Raw genomic sequence first — 17,053 nt, forward strand, 5'->3', positions numbered from 1 at the left:
TACAGAAAGAATATCTGTATTCATATCACTTTAGCCAAACGATAACATACTACACTAATCAGCAGTATAGGTATAATCTGCCGGCAGCATATCACCCACTTTCAGTTCGCCAAAATACCCTCCAAAAATAATACTGGATATTGGCCAGAACAGTCCGTTTTCACCAATATAAAAATGATCGGCATTCAGTTCAAAAAACGACTGATTTACCTGATCCTGCAAAACAGCAAATCGTATTTTTCTTTCTTTAGGGGCTTGTAAAGCTTTTTCAGCTTCACGGCTAGTCATTCCTGTCATCCTAACACCCACATGCCTTTCTATGACTTTTACTGTAGTTTTTAAACAGGTTACTTTTTTATAATCTAAGGTATCAGTTACCTTGAAATAATCGGCTGGATTAACAGGCATACTTTCCACAAACAAACCATAATGTTCTTCAGTCCATCTGTTACTGGCTATGGTACGCATAAAATGTAGTAATGAACCCCTATAAACTTCATCTCTCTTTTTCTTGATATTTTCCTTTTCAGATACATCCTTAAAAAAACTGGTGCCTGCATAAAAACTGGTTTGCATTGAAAAAGGGGAAAGCGTCTTCTTTGTATAATGCACCTGAAAATCGGCTAAATCAAACTCTACATTATACTTTAATCTTTTATTCTGAATACGAATGGGCTTATCCGATTCTGCCTTTAGCGTATTTGTCGCAACCTCATAGTACAGTCTTATATCATCCTCATTAAGTATTTTACAGGAATTTCCCGCTTTGGTTTTCCCTAAAAACTGTTCCCTGAAAACTGTAAGCATTTCTTTTCTGCTAAAAGCCGTTTCACCGCTAATTACGAGTTCATCCATTTTAATGGTATCTTCTTTTAAAGTAATCTTTATTTTAGACTGATAGGAAAACGGATTTTCTATAATTGCAGTTTGGTATCCTATATATTTTACAACTAAAGCTGCCGACAATTGCTGACCTACATTAATAGTAAAAGCACCTTCAGAATCAGTACTTGCAGAATAGGTAGTACCGTCAAGATAAACGAAAGCTCCTTCGAGCGGAAAATCTCCGGCTGCATCATAAACATAACCCGAAACACTTTGGGCCATAACATGAACCTGCATTAAAAACAGTATAATAAATGGTAATATTTTTGTTTTCATAGTGTGGTTTTGGCATTAAAAATAACGAAATTATTAATGCTATAATAAATACATGATTTCGCAAAGCCCATATTTTCTTATTAAATTTACCCTGAAAACAAAATAAACAACCTTTCATGGAATTATTCATTTACATTTTTGCTGCACTCTTTTCGGTAATTAACCCGCTAGGGGCAGTACCTATTTTTGTTGGACTAACCCAGGATGACTCAATGGCCGAACGTTCACGTATTTCCTTCTGGACAGCCATTAACGTTTTTATAATCCTTATTATCTCCTTCTTTATAGGGCAGTACATCCTTGCTTTTTTTGGGATTAGTATAGATGCCCTTCGTATTGCAGGAGGACTTATCATTGTAAATTCGGGATTTGCACTGTTAACAGGAAAGTTTAGCAAAACAAGAGGTGTAAATAAAAAAGTAGCAAACGATGCTCAAAAAAGAAACGACATTGCCCTTACCCCGTTAGCAATACCTATGCTTGCCGGACCGGGATCTATGTCATTACTTATAGCATTGTATCAGGATTCTCCCGAAATATCACAAAAAATTATTACCTGTGTAGCTATAGCTGCAGTTGCCGTAGTTATATTTTTAGTAATGCGAAGTGCCCATTACCTTTCCAGAATACTGGGAGCATCGGGTATTGTAGCCATTTCAAGAATAATAGGCTTTATAGTAATCGCCATAGGTATACAATACATAAGTAGCTCTGTAGTAAATATACTGAGTACCATATCTCTAAAATAAAAAAAGCCCCGCAATTGCGGGGCTACTTATTTATAAAGACTCTTAATCCGAAAAGCCAACCCCCACTGTGTTGTTGGTTTGCGGATCTATTAAAATAAAGGCACCATTTAGCCTGTTATTTTCAAACGCATCAAGAAAAGCCGGAGCAGCTGTTTTTATAGCTACTTTAGCAATATCATTAAGTTTAAGGTTTGTAGCCTCGTGTAATTCTTCAGGATTTTCCGGCGGGATAACCGCTTCTATCTGCTGAAGTTTACATTGCACCACTCGCGTACCTGACTGTAGTAAATACCTTCCTCCCGGCACCGATTGTTTTTCATCAAGCCAAACCAGTTTTGCACTTATCTCTTTTGACAGCAAACTCTCTTCTTCATTTTTAACCAGTATCATTCCGCGGCTTACATCCACATCATCCTTAAGTCGTAACTGAATTGATTCACCTGTTTTCACCTCCTGTTGGGTATTGGTGAACCTGCGAAGTTCTACCACCTCACTTTTTATACCAGACGGCAATACAGTAACCTCATCACCTACAGATACACTTCCGCTAATTACCCTACCGGCATAAGCTCTGTAATCTGTAAACTCTTTATTCTGCACATGTAGTACCTGCTGTACATCAAACCTAAAATCGGCCACTTCGGCCTCTCCCGGTTTAATATTATGTAATACTTCCGATAGGGTTTGCCCGCTATACCACGGCATATTATCAGAGTGCAGCACAACATTATCTCCCTTAAGCGAACTTATAGGTAGTATATGAATATCCGGCTTATAGCCAAACCTCGATGTCATTTTATTAATCTCGGCAGCAATAGTAAGATAGGTATCTTCACTATAATCTACTAGGTCCATTTTATTAATACACAGTACAACCGTTTTTAAACGCAGCAGGTTACTGATAAAGTAATGCCTGTAGGTTTGTTCCAGCAATCCTTTTCTTGAATCAATAAGTATGATTGACACCTCAGAGTTTGACGCTCCGGTAACCATGTTACGGGTATACTCTACGTGCCCCGGACTATCGGCAATGATAAACTTACGCTTCTGTGAAGAGAAGTATATATGGGCTACATCAATAGTAATACCCTGCTCTCTTTCTGCAATAAGACCATCTGTTATAACCGAAAAGTCAAGATCATCAAGACCTTTCTCCTTAGTTTTTCTTTCTATTAATTCTTCCTGTTCTATAGTTAGTGCGTTACTGTCGTTCAAAAAGCGCCCAATAAGCGTACTCTTGCCGTCGTCTACACTTCCGGCAGTATTAATTCTAAGTAAATCCATATTAAAAATACCCTCCTTTCTTTCTTTGTTCCAATGCTGCCTCAGATCGTTTATCGTCAATTCTTGCACCACGTTCTGATGATTTGGAAGATTTATTTTCAAACATAATATCCGGTATCGTATTAGCTTCAGACACAAATGCTGCCGTACAGGTCATATCTCCTACGGTTCTGAAACGTACTGTTGTTTCAACAATCTCATCAGTATCTACCAGATTAAGATAGTCAGAATGTGCTAGGAAAGCTCCATCTCTTTTAACCAGTTTACGGTTATGGGCAAAATATATAGTTGGCAGGCCAACACCTTCCTGAGCGATATAATTCCACACATCTTCCTCTGTCCAGTTACTTATAGGAAAAGCTCTTACGTTTTCTCCAAAATGAATTTTTCCGTTAAGGATATTAAACAGTTCCGGACGTTGTTTTTTTGAATCCCACTGACCGAAATCATCTCTTACAGAGAAGATACGTTCTTTAGCACGTGATTTCTCCTCATCACGTCTTGCACCACCCATACAGGCATCAAAACCAAATTCCTCAATAGCATCCAGTAACGTTACCGTTTGCAGGGAATTACGACTGGCATATTTACCGGTTTCTTCCTGAACCTTTTTCTGGTCAATACTATCCTGTACATAGCGCACAATAAGCTCTACCCCCAATTCCTCTACTAACTGATCCCTAAACTCAATCGTTTCGGGAAAGTTATGCCCTGTATCAATATGCAGGAACGGAAACGGAATTTTTGCCGGATAAAAAGCTTTTTGAGCCAATCGGGCAAGTGTTATGGAGTCTTTACCTCCTGAGAAAAGCAGCACCGGTTTTTGAAACTGAGATACTACCTCCCTTATTATATAAATACTTTCATCTTCTAATGTCTTAAGATGTGATTGTATATGTGTCATGATTAATAATTTTTCTCCTGATGAATATGTAGTCCGCACTCTTTTTTTCCGTTTTCCCACCACCAGCGTCCGGCTCTGAAATCTTCGCCTTCAGCCAGGGCTCTGGTACATGGTGCACAACCAATGCTTAAAAAACCTTTTTTGTACAAACTGTTCACAGGAACTTTATATTCGTTTATTTCCTCTTCTACCTGTTTAAGGGAATAATGCAATAACGGATTGTATTTTACCAACTGATTAGCCTCGTCCCATTCTAAAAACTCCATACTCTCTCTATTTTGAGACTGTTCGACACGTAATCCTGTTATCCATAAGCCGGCTCCCTTAATAGCCCTTTGCAACGGCTTTACTTTACGCATGTAACAACACGACTTTCTTTTCTCAATACTGTCGTAAAACCCGTTTATACCGTTACTGGCTACATATTCCATTACATCTTTCTCCTCAGGGAAGAAAGTTTCAATATGCAGCTCAGGATATTTTTTCTGGGTTTTATGAAACACTTCATACGTTTCATTAAACTGCCTGCCGGTATCTAATGTAAATACCGAAAGCTTCTCAAAATGTGGGGCAACATAATGCGTTAGCAACTGGTCTTCTATACCAAATGATGTAGAGAATACTTTTTTACCTTCAAAATTCTCCAAAACAAATGCCAGGGCATCCTGTATAGTTTTACCCTGTAACTCTTTATTCAGATACTTTAACTTCTCCATTATCGCTATTCTTTCTGGTTAATCTGGCCCAAGCCCTTTCATGTAAAAAGTAAAGAAACATTTTAGACATTACCTCTACACTACCTATAGAAAATGCAATGGTAATATTACCTGTAAGTATATAGGAAATAATCATGGTATCTATAGTTCCTACTATACGCCATGTCACTGCTTTTATTGCCGAAATCTTTGGGCTATCCTTTAGCGAAAAGCTCTTTTTTGCCTTTATTAAATCAAGCATACTATAATCTCTTTAGTTTCAGGAGACAAATATACCATTAGTCTATAGAAATACTAGACTAATAACAAAATTTTTTTTTATTGTTATAATTTAGCTAAGTCATATAAGGACTTTTGCTGCAGTAAACTAAGGGTATTGTCCCTTACCTGAGCCATAAATTTATTCAGGTTACACTTTGCTTCATCAGGGCAATCATCGCACTTTTCGTAATAATTAAGGCTAACACATGGTAACATAGCAAGAGGTCCGTCTAATACCCTGATAAGTGTAGCGGCAGTAATTTCGTTAGGATCTTTTAGGAGATAGTATCCTCCACCCTTTCCTTTTTTGGAACCTAATATTCCGTGTTTTTTCAAATCAAGCAATATAGCCTCAAGAAATTTTTTAGGTATACGCTCGTTATCCGAAATTTCGGAAATAAGGACAGGCTCTGTACCCGAATGCTTCGCAATGTAGATAAGAGCCTTTAATCCGTATTTTGTTTTTTTAGACAGCATATTTATTCTTTAGTTAAAAACACCTCGGCCATCATGCAACGGGCACTCCCGCCGCCACAGGCCTCAATAGTATCTAAGCTTGAACTTAAAATCTCTGTATGTTTTTCAATTTTTGCAATCTGGTCTTTTGTTAAAACCTGATAAGCCGAAGCACTCATAACGAGATAACTCTTATTATTATTGCCTCTAACCTGTAGCATGTTTCCTGCAAAATGGTTTAGTTGCTGCTCTGTTAAAAGAATAACTTCTTTCCCGTCTGACTTAAGGTTATCCAGCACCATTTTACGCTCTTTCTTGTCATCAATACACTCAGCACAAATAACTGCAAAAGTTTCAGCCACACACATCATAACATTAGTATGATAAATGTGTTTACGCTCACCGTTTACTGTTTGGAACGCCTCAAATATAACCGGAGTATACTCAAAGTCTTCACAAAACTCAATAAACAACTCTTCTTCCGCCCTTGGAGACAGTGCACAGTAAGCTTTTTGATTTTGCCTGTCAAGCACTATACTTCCTGTGCCTTCAAGGAAAATATCATCTTCCTCTGCCGATGTATAATCTACTATATTCTCAATAGGAAAACCTTTCTCTTCCAAAAGGTCAAGTATATCTTCTCTTCTTTCTAAACGTCTGTTCTCTGCAAACATAGGATAAAGCGCTACATCTCCATTTTCATGGAAAGACACCCAGTTGTTAGGAAATATCGAATCGGGAGTATCTGGATCAACTGTATCATCCACAACTACCACATTTACCCCAACAGCTCTAAGCTTATCTACAAAAGCATCAAACTCCTGCTGCGCTTTAGCATTTACCGTATCCGGCAAAAGGTTATCCATAACCTTTTGGTAATAGTTATTTACCGCGGTTTGCTCATTCATCCTGAAAGCAACCGGACGTATCATTAATATAGTATCAGTAATCTGTCTCATAATATAAATTTACGGATATTATTAATCCCTTATAAGCGGTAATGTTGAACATCTTAATAAACCTTCCTGTTTTGCTATTTCAGCATAAGGAACTTCTTCCACCGTAAAGCCTTTTTCAAGAAGCCATTTTTTTAGCCTTGTAAAGTTCTTTTCAACCACAACAACATCCGGAGCTATAGAGAATACGTTAGAGTTCATGTTATACATTTCCTCTCTTTCTATATGGAAAAGATTTTCTCTTCCAAAGAGATTAACAAGATACATATAATCTGCCTCTTCACGGAAACCGCTTTTGTATATAATACCTTTATCTGCACCAATAGGCTGGAAACAGCAATCAAGGTGAAGTGCATTATCCCTTGGTTCTATTTTAGACTTAACTAAATCAAACTCTTTAACTATTTTATTAGGAAAAAGCTCTTTAATATAATTCACCCCCTGCATATTGGTACGGGCAGTAATATAATCTTTATAATCGCTACCCTTGTAGGTACCTATAAATATATGATCGTTCCAGGGCATAACATCTCCCCCTTCAATATGAACTTCCTCGGGAGGACGCACTACTTTAACAGGATCTATCTGGTCTATCACATACTGTATAGCTTCCAGCTCTCTTTCCCTATCAGGCAGTATATTGGCTTTTATAAATACATCTTCAATAACAAACCCAATATCACGACTAAATATTTGGTTGTAGTTCTCTATAATTTCAGGTCTATAAACCTTAACGTCATATTTCTTAAACACTTCATTAAAGGCTTCCATTTCGTTGACCATATCTTCTTCTACCGGATATGTACCGGCAAGTATATGCTCCAGTGATTTAGGATCGTAAGCCTCGTGTACCTGTGGTGTAGGTCCGTTACTTATAGCTGTCCCTAATATCACAGCCCTTAATCGTGATGTTTCATTTTTAATATTCAGATTCAACATGGTTTCTGGCTTTTTGGCAAATATAGAAAATGCCCCTTAATTATAAACATTTACCACGATGTTAGTTTAAATATTATCAATTTTTCAACAGAGCTTATCTAAATTTACTGCAAATTGATAATATACCAACAAAAAAGTCCTGCAATGCAGGACTTTTATATATAATACAGGATTGATTACCTGTTATTAATATCTGTAAAATCTCTAAGCGGACTTCCGGTGTAAACCTGTCTTGGACGACCGATAGGCTCTTTGTTTACTCTCATTTCTTTCCATTGAGCAATCCAACCCGGTAAACGACCGATTGCAAAAAGAACTGTAAACATTTCTGTAGGTATACCCATAGCCCTGTAAATGATTCCTGAATAGAAATCTACGTTAGGATATAGGTTTCTTGATTTGAAGTATTCATCCTCAAGAGCTGCTTTTTCTAATTTCTTAGCGATATCAAGTACCGGATCATCTACACCAAGATCTGCAAGAACTTCGTCTGCAGCTTTTTTGATGATTCTTGCTCTTGGGTCAAAGTTTTTATAAACTCTGTGACCGAAGCCCATTAAACGGAATGGATCGTTTTTATCTTTTGCCTTAGCAAGGAATTTCTCAACATCTCCCCCGTCTTTCTGGATAGCCTCAAGCATTTCAAGTACTGCTTGGTTAGCACCACCGTGAAGTGGTCCCCATAATGCAGATACACCCGAAGAAATTGAAGCAAATAAACCAGCGTGTGATGAACCTACCATTCTTACTGTAGATGTAGAACAGTTTTGTTCGTGATCTGCGTGAAGGATAAATAGCTTATCAAGTGCATTAACCACAACAGGGTTCATTTTGTAAGGACCTGTAGGAAGCTCAAACATTAAACGCATAAAGTTCTCTACATATCCTTTAGTGTTATCGTAGTAGTTTAACGGGTAACCCATATTTTTTCTGTATGTCCATGTAGCAATAACCAGGAACTTAGCCATAGTTTTACATACTGCCTCATACATTTCTTTTTCGTTGTCTACATTAACTGATTTAGGGTTAAATGCAGTAAGCGCACTTGTTAAAGATGCTAACACTCCCATTGGGTGAGCTGTTCTTGGGAAACCATCAATGATGTTTTTCATTTCCTCATTAACAAGCGTGTATTTTCTTATGTCTTTCTCAAATTTCTCTATCTGAGCAGCAGTAGGAAGTTCTCCGAAAATTAAAAGGTAAGCTACTTCTAAAAAATTAGATTTTTCGGCAAGATCCTCAATTGAGTAACCTCTGTAACGTAATATTCCCTGCTCTCCATCTAAAAAGGTAATATTACTTGTACATGAACCTGAGTTTTTATACCCCGGATCAATTGTTATGGCGCCGGTTTCGCCTCTAAGTTTATTAATATCGATAGCTACTTCATTTTCAGTTCCCACGATTACCGGAAACTCATATTTTTTGCCATCAATTTCCAATATAGCGATATTTGACATGATGTTATTTGAGTTTATTTTTGTTTGTAAAATTATATTCCTGCGAATTTAATAAATTACAATTTATTTAGGAAGAAAATTACTTATTAAAATCGTTAAATCTGCATATAAAAAACAAAAGTTAATAGTTTGAAGCTAACAATATTGAAAAATATGCAATATTAACACCTCTTTTAGTGTTAAAAATCTATTTTTTAATTATCCAAACAACACTAAACCATTAATTATCTGAAAGTTCGCTTTTATCAAAAAGAAGAAACAAAAGGCCGGTATTTAAAAAACACCGACCTCTCAACATGAAGTTTACTTTTATCTTTTATTCTTTTATCACTTTTTCAACCTTAACCCCTTTATCAGAAGTCACTTTAAGGAAGTAAATACCTTTTGCTCTCGTAGAGATATCTAAAGTAGCCTGAACATCATTTGGCATTACAGTTTGTAATAATCTACCCTGAATATCATACAGGCTCACAGAGCGCAGATTTACATCTCCCTGAACACTCAATACATCTTTTGCCGGATTAGGATACACTTTAATCGAATTATCTTTTGTAAAGTCATCAAGTCCCATTATATCCTCAAACTCAGTTACCGCCTGGTTAGTCGCTACCGGAAGATTGTAATCAAAATAAATACCGGCTTCATTCATTACATTATCGCCTTCCTGTAAATCCTGTTTCGATTTTAGTTTGAACAGTATATTACCATGATCGGCAGCATTAAGGTTTATATTATCAAAAATAAATTCAATGACATTATCCTGAATCCTGGCTTCTACCTGATGCGAGCTGTTTAAAATCTGAATTGAATTAATATCAAAATCAGCTTCATTTATAACATGTTTCACAACTATAAAAGATGCCGGTGCAGTACCTGTATTCTCAAAATTAACCACATAATGTAAATAGTCTCCTATTGCATTTGATGGTAATGTCTCGCCTTCAATACAAATGATATTGTTAGGATCAAAAGAACCTACAACAGTTTGATTAAATATATATTGGTTATTATTAGGGTTTTCATCTGCACCTCCATCTATATTTGCGGTAAATGGCAATACATCATCAATATTAACAGCAGGTGTATCTGTCGGGCCATTTACATGCAGAGTCATTAATATCTCCCTATTCTCAAAAGGCTGTAGGTTTGTATAATTCCACCCGTATACCCCGGGAGTTATATCATCGGCCATCGGACTTAAAACAATCGGAGTAAGTGTTTGATAATCCCATTCACATCCCACAGTACCTGATACAACCTGATTACCTTTGTTTTTATACACTATTTTATAAACGGCATCAAAACCCGGTCTTGCCGGAGTTATAGGAACCATAACCACCTCTACATCGTTATGAACCCCATTTGGCTCTATACAAAAGTTTTGAACTGAAACCGAATTATCTACAACAGGAAAGTTTACATAAGCAGGAGTTACTGTAAACCAGTTATCCTCAAACTCAGGAACCACTGTAAAATTACCATCCTGAGTGTAAAAACTATACTCCCCGTTTATACCTGTAAAAGTATAACCACCTTCAACACCATCACTAATACTCAATTTCACAAAAGAGTAAGGAAAGTCCTCAGGACCACAACCATCACTATCAGCATCAAAAACAGCTGTACCGGTTATAGTATTATAATCGCCTCCGGGTGTAAAAGTGCAGTACGTACTCACAACAATGTTCTCTATACCGTCAACCAATTCAATTTGTGACAATTCATCTTCATCAATACAAATAAAATTAAGCAACGGGTTATTATTATCTATATGAATATCTGCAGGGTTAGGTATAACTGCGCCATTTTTAATACTCATTGTTTCAAGTAAACTATTGTCTATAAAATCAATTTTAGATAATAATGGTGACTCACTTAAATCAACATTTACTAAATCAGTATCAAGAATTGACAGTTCCTGCAAGTTTATCATTTCAGAAAAATCTAAATCAGTTAACGGAGCATGGTGAATACCTAAATACTCTAAAGAAGTAACCCCTGCAAAATCAACTGTAGTAAGACTAGTTCCATACAAGTATACATATTGAAGGTTTAGCAATCCGGCAAAACTTAAAAACTGTAATGGCGTCCCTCCATCACAATTAAAATCTTCTAAATTAATTAAACTCGACAAGTCTAAATAAACAAGATCGCTATTATTGGCACACTCTAAACTTCTCAAATTAGTGAAATATTCCAAACCCGTAGCATCACTCATTCCTGAGTCTTGCAAATTTAAATTCCACACTAAAAGCGCTTCACTTTCCTGAATTTGATAATCATTATTCTGATCTATTTTAATTGCTGCACCATTCTCATCCTTTGCAATATCATTTGACGTATTTGCAGACAAAAGCCAGTTCTTAAAATTAGCATCGGGTATATTCACTATCTGGGCACTGGCAATACCCGAGAATAAGAGTAATAAGTAAAGTAGTTTCTTTTTCATGTTAGTTTATATATGTGTGCGGTTAATCGGTTTCCCAAATATATTTTTTTATGCTTCTCTGCGCACCCGTCGTTTAGAATTTGCTAACTCCCAGTTAGAATTCGCTTCTACATTGACTTTAACAGCTCCTGAAGACGTTCTTTTTTACGCTGACTGATAGGCAAATGGCTATTATCTGCCATAACAGCATAACCTCCGTCTTTTTTGATGTATGACTTTAAGTAGGCCAGGTTTATTAAGTGCGACTGATGTATGCGTTCAAAACCGTGTTCTGACAACAAATCCTCATACTCCTTAAGCGTTTTAGCTATCAGTATAGGCTTACTGTCTTTTATATAAAACTTAGTATAATTATCCTGCGATTCACAACGAATGATATCCTTTACCTCAAAAAGATGAATTCCATCGGAAGTAGAAAGCGCTATCCTTTTAAATTTATCCACCTTCTTGCTTATATTCTCCAGCAACAGGTCAATATGCGCATAATTATCAGATGCCGACAGTGTCTTTTTTATTTTATCGACCACGTTATTCAAATCTTCGGGATCAACAGGTTTAAGCAAATAATCCAGAGCACTAAAACGGAATGCCTTTACTGCATACTGTTCGTGCGCCGTAATAAACACCACGTGACAGGACAACCTGCCTTTGCGTTGCATTACCTGTTCCAGTATATCAAAACCGGTTCCGTCACCCAGTAAAATATCCAGGAACACCACATTGGGCTGATGGTATTCAATAGCACTAATACCCGTTTTCACACTATCGGCCTCACCTACTATTTCTATATCCGGAGCATAAAGAGACAATAGCCCTTTCATACCGTTCCTTAAATTACTGTCGTCGTCTATTAGTAAAGCTGTTATCATATTAGTTAGTTGCGTACTGTATTGGTAAATTTAAAACTATTCTTGTCCCTCCTGATTGCCCTTCGCTCGTCATCATATCTTCAATTTCAACCTTTGAGGTTTTTGAGGTAAATGCCTGTATTACTTCCAGCCTTTTACGGGTTATTTCTAAAGCCATTGATTTATGTACTGTAACCGAATTGACTTTCATTTCTTTTGATTTAGTAAAACCTATACCGTTATCAGTAACCGTACAAATGAGTTTTTCTCCATCTAAAGCAAAATCAACTTTTATTACTCCTTTTTCTTTTTTAGGAACCAGTCCGTGCAAAATAGCATTTTCCACAAACGGCTGCAACAATAATGGCGGAATAGCCATATCATCTTCAATATCGGGATCTTTGGTTATCGTAAACTCAAAAAGATTATTAAATCTAAGCTGCTCAAGCTCCAGGTAATTACGCAACCCCTCAATCTCACTATCAATAGGGATAAGTGACTCTTTAGAGTACTCCAGTGTTAAACGCATTAATTTAGAGAACTTGGAGAGGTATTTAATGGCCGAATCGGTACCGTTTTGCACAATAAAACTGGATATAGATCCCAGACAGTTAAACACAAAATGCGGATTCATTTGCAAATGGAGTGCCTTTTGCTCATACTCCGCCAATTCCTTTTGCAATGTAAGTGTTTTTTTAAGCTGACGCCTGTTAGACACTAAAAAGGCTATCCCGAAAAGTAACAGAATGAACAGCACCACAAAGAACATCTGCTGATTATGGCGTTTTACCTCCTCATTATAAATCGCCTGCTTTTTATCGGCCTCAGCCTTTTGCATTTCGGCCTTGCGTTCCATTTCATAGTTCATTTCTTCACGAACCATGTTTTTAATATTCTCGGCATTATTAATACTGTCTTTTGCCTTTTCAAATTTCTTATAGTGAATCAGAGCCTGTTTATAATCGCCCTTTTTCTCATACAGTTCGCTTATACTCTTTTCAGACGATTTTACCTGCTCCAGTACCCCTATTTCTTCGGCATATACAGATGATTTCCCTAAATACTCCAGCGCCTTAGTATCATTACCCTGTTTCGCATAGAGATCACCCAGATAAGCCAGCGATGCTGATGCGCCATATTTCTCGCTTACATCCTCAAAAACATTCAGCCCTTTATAATAATTTTCCTCGGCCCTTACATACTTACCTGTCTTTTCATAATACTGTCCCATAGCATTGTATAGCTCGCCCAAACCTCTTTTGTTTTCGTGCTCATTAAATATCGCTAAAGCCTCCTGAAAAGAAGCCAATGCTTGTTCGGGTTTGTTTTCAAGAAGATAAATATTACCAATATTAGTAATGGTTATTGCACTACTACTATCACCAATCTCTTTTTGTATAGCAAGTGCTTTATTAAAGTACTCCAAAGCTTTATCATATTCCTTTTGGGCTTTATAAACAATACCTATATTGTTATACAATCTTAATACTATTTCCTGCTGTTTTGCTTCCTTATAAAGCTTTAGTGCTTTAAAATAATATTCGAGCGAACCCGCATAATTATTTTGTTCCGAACACACTATACCTATACTCCCGTAGGTTTTAGCCAAATTTGCCTTTATTTCGTCTTTTTTATCTGCTGCCTCGGGTAAGAGTTGTTCAAAAATATCCTGAGCATTAGTAAAGCTCTTTAAAGCTTCGGTATACCTGCTCAGCATAATATTAGCATTACCTAAATTAAACCAGGCCTCTCCTTCATCCTTCCTGAAGTTTTTCTGCTTAGAGAGCTTTAATGCCTTTTGAGCATACTGCATCATCAATTCCGGATTGTTCTCTACATATTCTGACGACACTGCATTAAGCAGTTCTGCCTTTTGTTTATCTGTAGAAGCTTTGTCTAACTGATTTAACAGACTATCCAGCACCCTGTTTTGGGAAAAAACAGTACAGTTAAACAGAAATAAGGTTATTACGGCAAGGGTTTTTAAAAACTTCATATGCAACACATTAATTGTCATTAACAAATTTATGATTTCAATTTGATTTATTGATAACAGATGAGTATTTGAAGCTTTTGATTTAGAATTTGTATTAATCGAATAAAAAAAAGCGCCTCCGTAAATACGAAGGCGCTTTTGCACAAGCAAAGCTTAAGTAAGCTTATTGTATTATCTTTTAACTTTAAAAGCTCTTTCTTTAGGGAAGTAAGCCACTTCGGCAAGTTCTTCTTCAATTCTAAGAAGCTGGTTGTACTTCGCCATACGGTCACTACGTGAAGCAGAACCTGTTTTAATCTGTCCGCAATTAAGTGCAACAGCTAAATCAGCGATAGTATTATCTTCAGTCTCTCCCGAACGGTGAGACATTACAGATGTATATCCTGCATTGTGAGCCATATTCACAGCTGCGATAGTTTCTGTAAGTGTACCAATTTGGTTTACTTTAATAAGGATTGAGTTAGCAATACCCTGCTCAATACCTCTTGATAAACGCTCTACGTTTGTAACATATAAATCGTCACCAACAAGCTGAACTTTATCACCTATTTTCTCTGTAAGGTATTTCCAACCTTCCCAGTCATCCTCATACATACCATCTTCAATAGAGATGATAGGGTATTTACCCGCAAGTTCTGCAAGGTAATCTGCCTGCTCCTGAGAAGTTCTTACTTTACCTTCGGTACCTTCAAACTTACTATAGTCATATTTACCGTTTACATAGAATTCTGATGCAGCACAGTCAAGAGCAATCATTACTTCGTCACCAAACTTGTAACCTGCATTCTCTACAGCTTTCTTAATTGTATCAAGAGCATCCTCTGTACCACCTGCAAGGTTTGGAGCAAAACCTCCCTCATCACCTACAGCAGTACTTAAACCTCTGTCATGAAGTACTTTTTTAAGGTTATGGAAAACCTCAGTACCTATTTGCATTGCATGAGTAAAGTTGTTTGCTTTTACAGGCATAATCATAAACTCCTGGAAAGCAATAGGAGCATCTGAATGCGAACCTCCGTTAATGATATTCATCATTGGAACCGGAAGTGTATTAGCAGAAACACCACCTACATATCTGTATAACGGCATACCCAGTTCGTTTGCTGCAGCTTTTGCCACTGCAAGAGACACACCAAGAATAGCGTTAGCACCTAAGTTAGATTTATTAGCAGTACCATCAAGGTCAATCATGGCTTTGTCTATAGAGTTTTGTTCAAAAACAGACATCCCCACTATCTCACCTGCAAGTTTTGTATTTACATTCTCAACGGCTTTAAGCACGCCTTTACCCATATAAGACTTACCGCCATCACGCAACTCTACTGCCTCGTGCTCTCCTGTAGAAGCTCCTGAAGGAACAGCCGCCCTACCAAGAATACCATTTTCTGTAATTACATCAACTTCTACTGTAGGATTTCCACGAGAATCCAGTATTTGCCTAGCGTGTACTTTAATAATAATACTCATTATATAGTTTTTAGTTTGTTATTTTCTTAGTTAACCAAACAAATTTAAACATTTTGAAAAATGAAAAGGTCTTATTTTTAAAAACTTATAAACGCAATCGTTTTAGTTTCTGCATCTTAACGTAAATTTCATTTACAAAACCTCTATAAACAGAATTTGGGCTAATAAATATTAGCCCAAATTCATTATTTGTTAGAAAAAAGCGTTTAAAATTTAGTTTTTAGCTTTTTCTATATTCTCAATAAACTGATTGAACAGGTATGATGCATCGTGTGGACCAGGGCTTGCCTCTGGGTGGTATTGTACAGAGAAACAGTTTTTGTTTTTCATTCTCATACCTGCCACAGTGCCATCGTTAATGTGCTCGTGTGTAAGTTCGAACTCAGGATTCTTTTCAAGATCTTCTCTCACTACGGCAAAACCGTGGTTTTGAGAAGTAATCTCACCTTTACCTGTAAGAATGTTTCTTACCGGGTGGTTAATCCCCCTGTGACCGTTAAACATTTTATAAGTAGCTATACCGTTTGCTAAAGCTAAAACCTGATGTCCTAAACAGATACCAAACACCGGTTGGTTCTCTTCAAGAATCTTTTTAGCTACTTCCTGAGCACCTGTTAGCGGAGCCGGGTCACCAGGACCGTTTGAAAGGAAGTATCCGTCAGGATTAAACGATTTTAAATCTTCGTATGTAGAGTTGTATGGGAACACTTTTACATAACAGTCTCTCTTAACAAGGTTTCTAAGAATGTTTTTCTTGATACCAAGGTCAAGTGCAGATACTTTGTATTTAGCCTCAGGATTACCCACAAAGTAAGGCTCTTTAGTAGACACTTTAGAAGAAAGCTCAAGTCCGTCCATGTTTGGCACAGCTGCAAGTTGCTCTTTAAGCTCTTCTAAAGAAGTTCCGTCTGTAGAGATAGCGGCATTCATAGCACCGTTATCACGTATATAGCTCACAAGTGCTCTTGTATCTACATCAGATATAGTTACAAGGTTATTCTTTTCAAAATACTCTTTCAGTCCTTCTGTAGAATTAACTCTCGAATGGTTAAAGCTAAAGTTTTTACAAACCAGACCCGAAATCATTACACGATCAGCCTCTACATCCTCTTCATTAGTACCGTAGTTACCAATGTGAGCGTTAGACGCCACCATAATTTGACCAAAATAAGAAGGGTCTGTAAAAATTTCCTGGTAACCGGTCATACCGGTATTAAAACATACCTCACCAAAAACTGTTCCTTCAATCCCAATAGATTTACCATAAAAAACAGTACCATCTGCTAATAAAAGTATGGCTTTGTTACGATTTGAATATTTCATTTATAAATGTTTGTTGCTGTATTGCGTGCAAAGTTACTTCAAAAAATTATCTTTCTAAAATTTCCTAATCAATTGCTTTAAAAA

The 17,053-nt window shown here is 36.8% G+C and carries 15 protein-coding genes; 1 reads left to right on the top strand and 14 read right to left on the bottom strand.

Going from position 1 to position 17,053, the window contains the following annotated elements; translation table 11 throughout:
- Positions 1–54: 54 nt before the first annotated feature.
- Positions 55–1,161 carry a carboxypeptidase-like regulatory domain-containing protein gene (locus tag GN157_RS07960; RefSeq protein WP_157482785.1) on the bottom strand — a complete coding sequence of 369 codons (1,107 nt, stop codon included), beginning with the start codon at positions 1,159–1,161 and terminating at the stop codon, positions 55–57.
- 116 nt (positions 1,162–1,277) lie between these two features.
- Here GN157_RS07960 and GN157_RS07965 point away from each other — a divergent pair, with 116 nt between their 5' ends.
- Positions 1,278–1,910, top strand: coding sequence for a MarC family NAAT transporter (locus tag GN157_RS07965; protein ID WP_157482787.1), 633 nt, complete (start codon positions 1,278–1,280; stop codon positions 1,908–1,910).
- A 42-nt stretch (positions 1,911–1,952) separates the two neighbouring features.
- Here the strand turns inward: GN157_RS07965 and GN157_RS07970 are convergent, their stop codons facing one another.
- The 13 genes from GN157_RS07970 to carA form a co-directional block, all read right to left on the bottom strand.
- Positions 1,953–3,194: a sulfate adenylyltransferase subunit 1 gene (locus GN157_RS07970; RefSeq protein ID WP_157482788.1), complete on the bottom strand. Its 1,242-nt coding sequence runs from the start codon at positions 3,192–3,194 to the stop codon at positions 1,953–1,955.
- A gap of 1 nt (position 3,195) precedes the next feature.
- Complete coding sequence (gene cysD / locus GN157_RS07975) at positions 3,196–4,089, bottom strand: sulfate adenylyltransferase subunit CysD (RefSeq protein WP_317163524.1); 894 nt, start codon at positions 4,087–4,089, stop codon at positions 3,196–3,198.
- Between the two features lie 11 nt (positions 4,090–4,100).
- Positions 4,101–4,817, bottom strand: coding sequence for a phosphoadenylyl-sulfate reductase (locus tag GN157_RS07980; protein ID WP_317163525.1), 717 nt, complete (start codon positions 4,815–4,817; stop codon positions 4,101–4,103).
- On the bottom strand, positions 4,789–5,055 hold the full coding sequence (locus GN157_RS07985) for a DUF2061 domain-containing protein (RefSeq protein ID WP_157482794.1): 267 nt from the start codon (positions 5,053–5,055) through the stop codon (positions 4,789–4,791). The genes GN157_RS07980 and GN157_RS07985 overlap by 29 nt, the downstream gene beginning before the upstream one ends.
- An 83-nt stretch (positions 5,056–5,138) precedes the next feature.
- Positions 5,139–5,552, bottom strand: coding sequence for an RrF2 family transcriptional regulator (locus tag GN157_RS07990; RefSeq protein ID WP_035129856.1), 414 nt, complete (start codon positions 5,550–5,552; stop codon positions 5,139–5,141).
- Positions 5,553–5,554: 2 nt separating this feature from the next.
- The gene (ctlX, locus tag GN157_RS07995; protein ID WP_157482796.1) at positions 5,555–6,490 is read right to left on the bottom strand and encodes a citrulline utilization hydrolase CtlX; all 936 of its coding nucleotides are present in this window, start codon (positions 6,488–6,490) and stop codon (positions 5,555–5,557) included.
- Between the two features lie 21 nt (positions 6,491–6,511).
- Positions 6,512–7,426, bottom strand: a complete 915-nt coding sequence (locus GN157_RS08000) for a dimethylarginine dimethylaminohydrolase family protein (protein WP_157482798.1) — start codon at positions 7,424–7,426, stop codon at positions 6,512–6,514.
- A 176-nt stretch (positions 7,427–7,602) separates the two neighbouring features.
- Positions 7,603–8,886: a citrate synthase gene (locus GN157_RS08005; protein ID WP_157482800.1), complete on the bottom strand. Its 1,284-nt coding sequence runs from the start codon at positions 8,884–8,886 to the stop codon at positions 7,603–7,605.
- A gap of 316 nt (positions 8,887–9,202) precedes the next feature.
- On the bottom strand, positions 9,203–11,335 hold the full coding sequence (locus tag GN157_RS08010) for a T9SS type A sorting domain-containing protein (protein WP_157482802.1): 2,133 nt from the start codon (positions 11,333–11,335) through the stop codon (positions 9,203–9,205).
- Between the two features lie 107 nt (positions 11,336–11,442).
- Positions 11,443–12,204: a LytR/AlgR family response regulator transcription factor gene (locus GN157_RS08015; RefSeq protein WP_035129841.1), complete on the bottom strand. Its 762-nt coding sequence runs from the start codon at positions 12,202–12,204 to the stop codon at positions 11,443–11,445.
- A 1-nt stretch (position 12,205) separates the two neighbouring features.
- Positions 12,206–14,179 (bottom strand): tetratricopeptide repeat-containing sensor histidine kinase, encoded by a 1,974-nt coding sequence (locus GN157_RS08020; protein ID WP_197429419.1) that lies wholly within the window; start codon positions 14,177–14,179, stop codon positions 12,206–12,208.
- A 171-nt stretch (positions 14,180–14,350) separates the two neighbouring features.
- Positions 14,351–15,646 carry a phosphopyruvate hydratase gene (gene eno / locus GN157_RS08025; protein ID WP_157482806.1) on the bottom strand — a complete coding sequence of 432 codons (1,296 nt, stop codon included), beginning with the start codon at positions 15,644–15,646 and terminating at the stop codon, positions 14,351–14,353.
- A 213-nt stretch (positions 15,647–15,859) separates the two neighbouring features.
- Positions 15,860–16,969, bottom strand: a complete 1,110-nt coding sequence (carA, locus tag GN157_RS08030) for a glutamine-hydrolyzing carbamoyl-phosphate synthase small subunit (RefSeq protein ID WP_157482808.1) — start codon at positions 16,967–16,969, stop codon at positions 15,860–15,862.
- Positions 16,970–17,053: the final 84 nt, after the last annotated feature.

This window comes from Flavobacterium rakeshii (genome assembly GCF_009741375.1).
GTDB lineage: Bacteria > Bacteroidota > Bacteroidia > Flavobacteriales > Flavobacteriaceae > Flavobacterium > Flavobacterium rakeshii.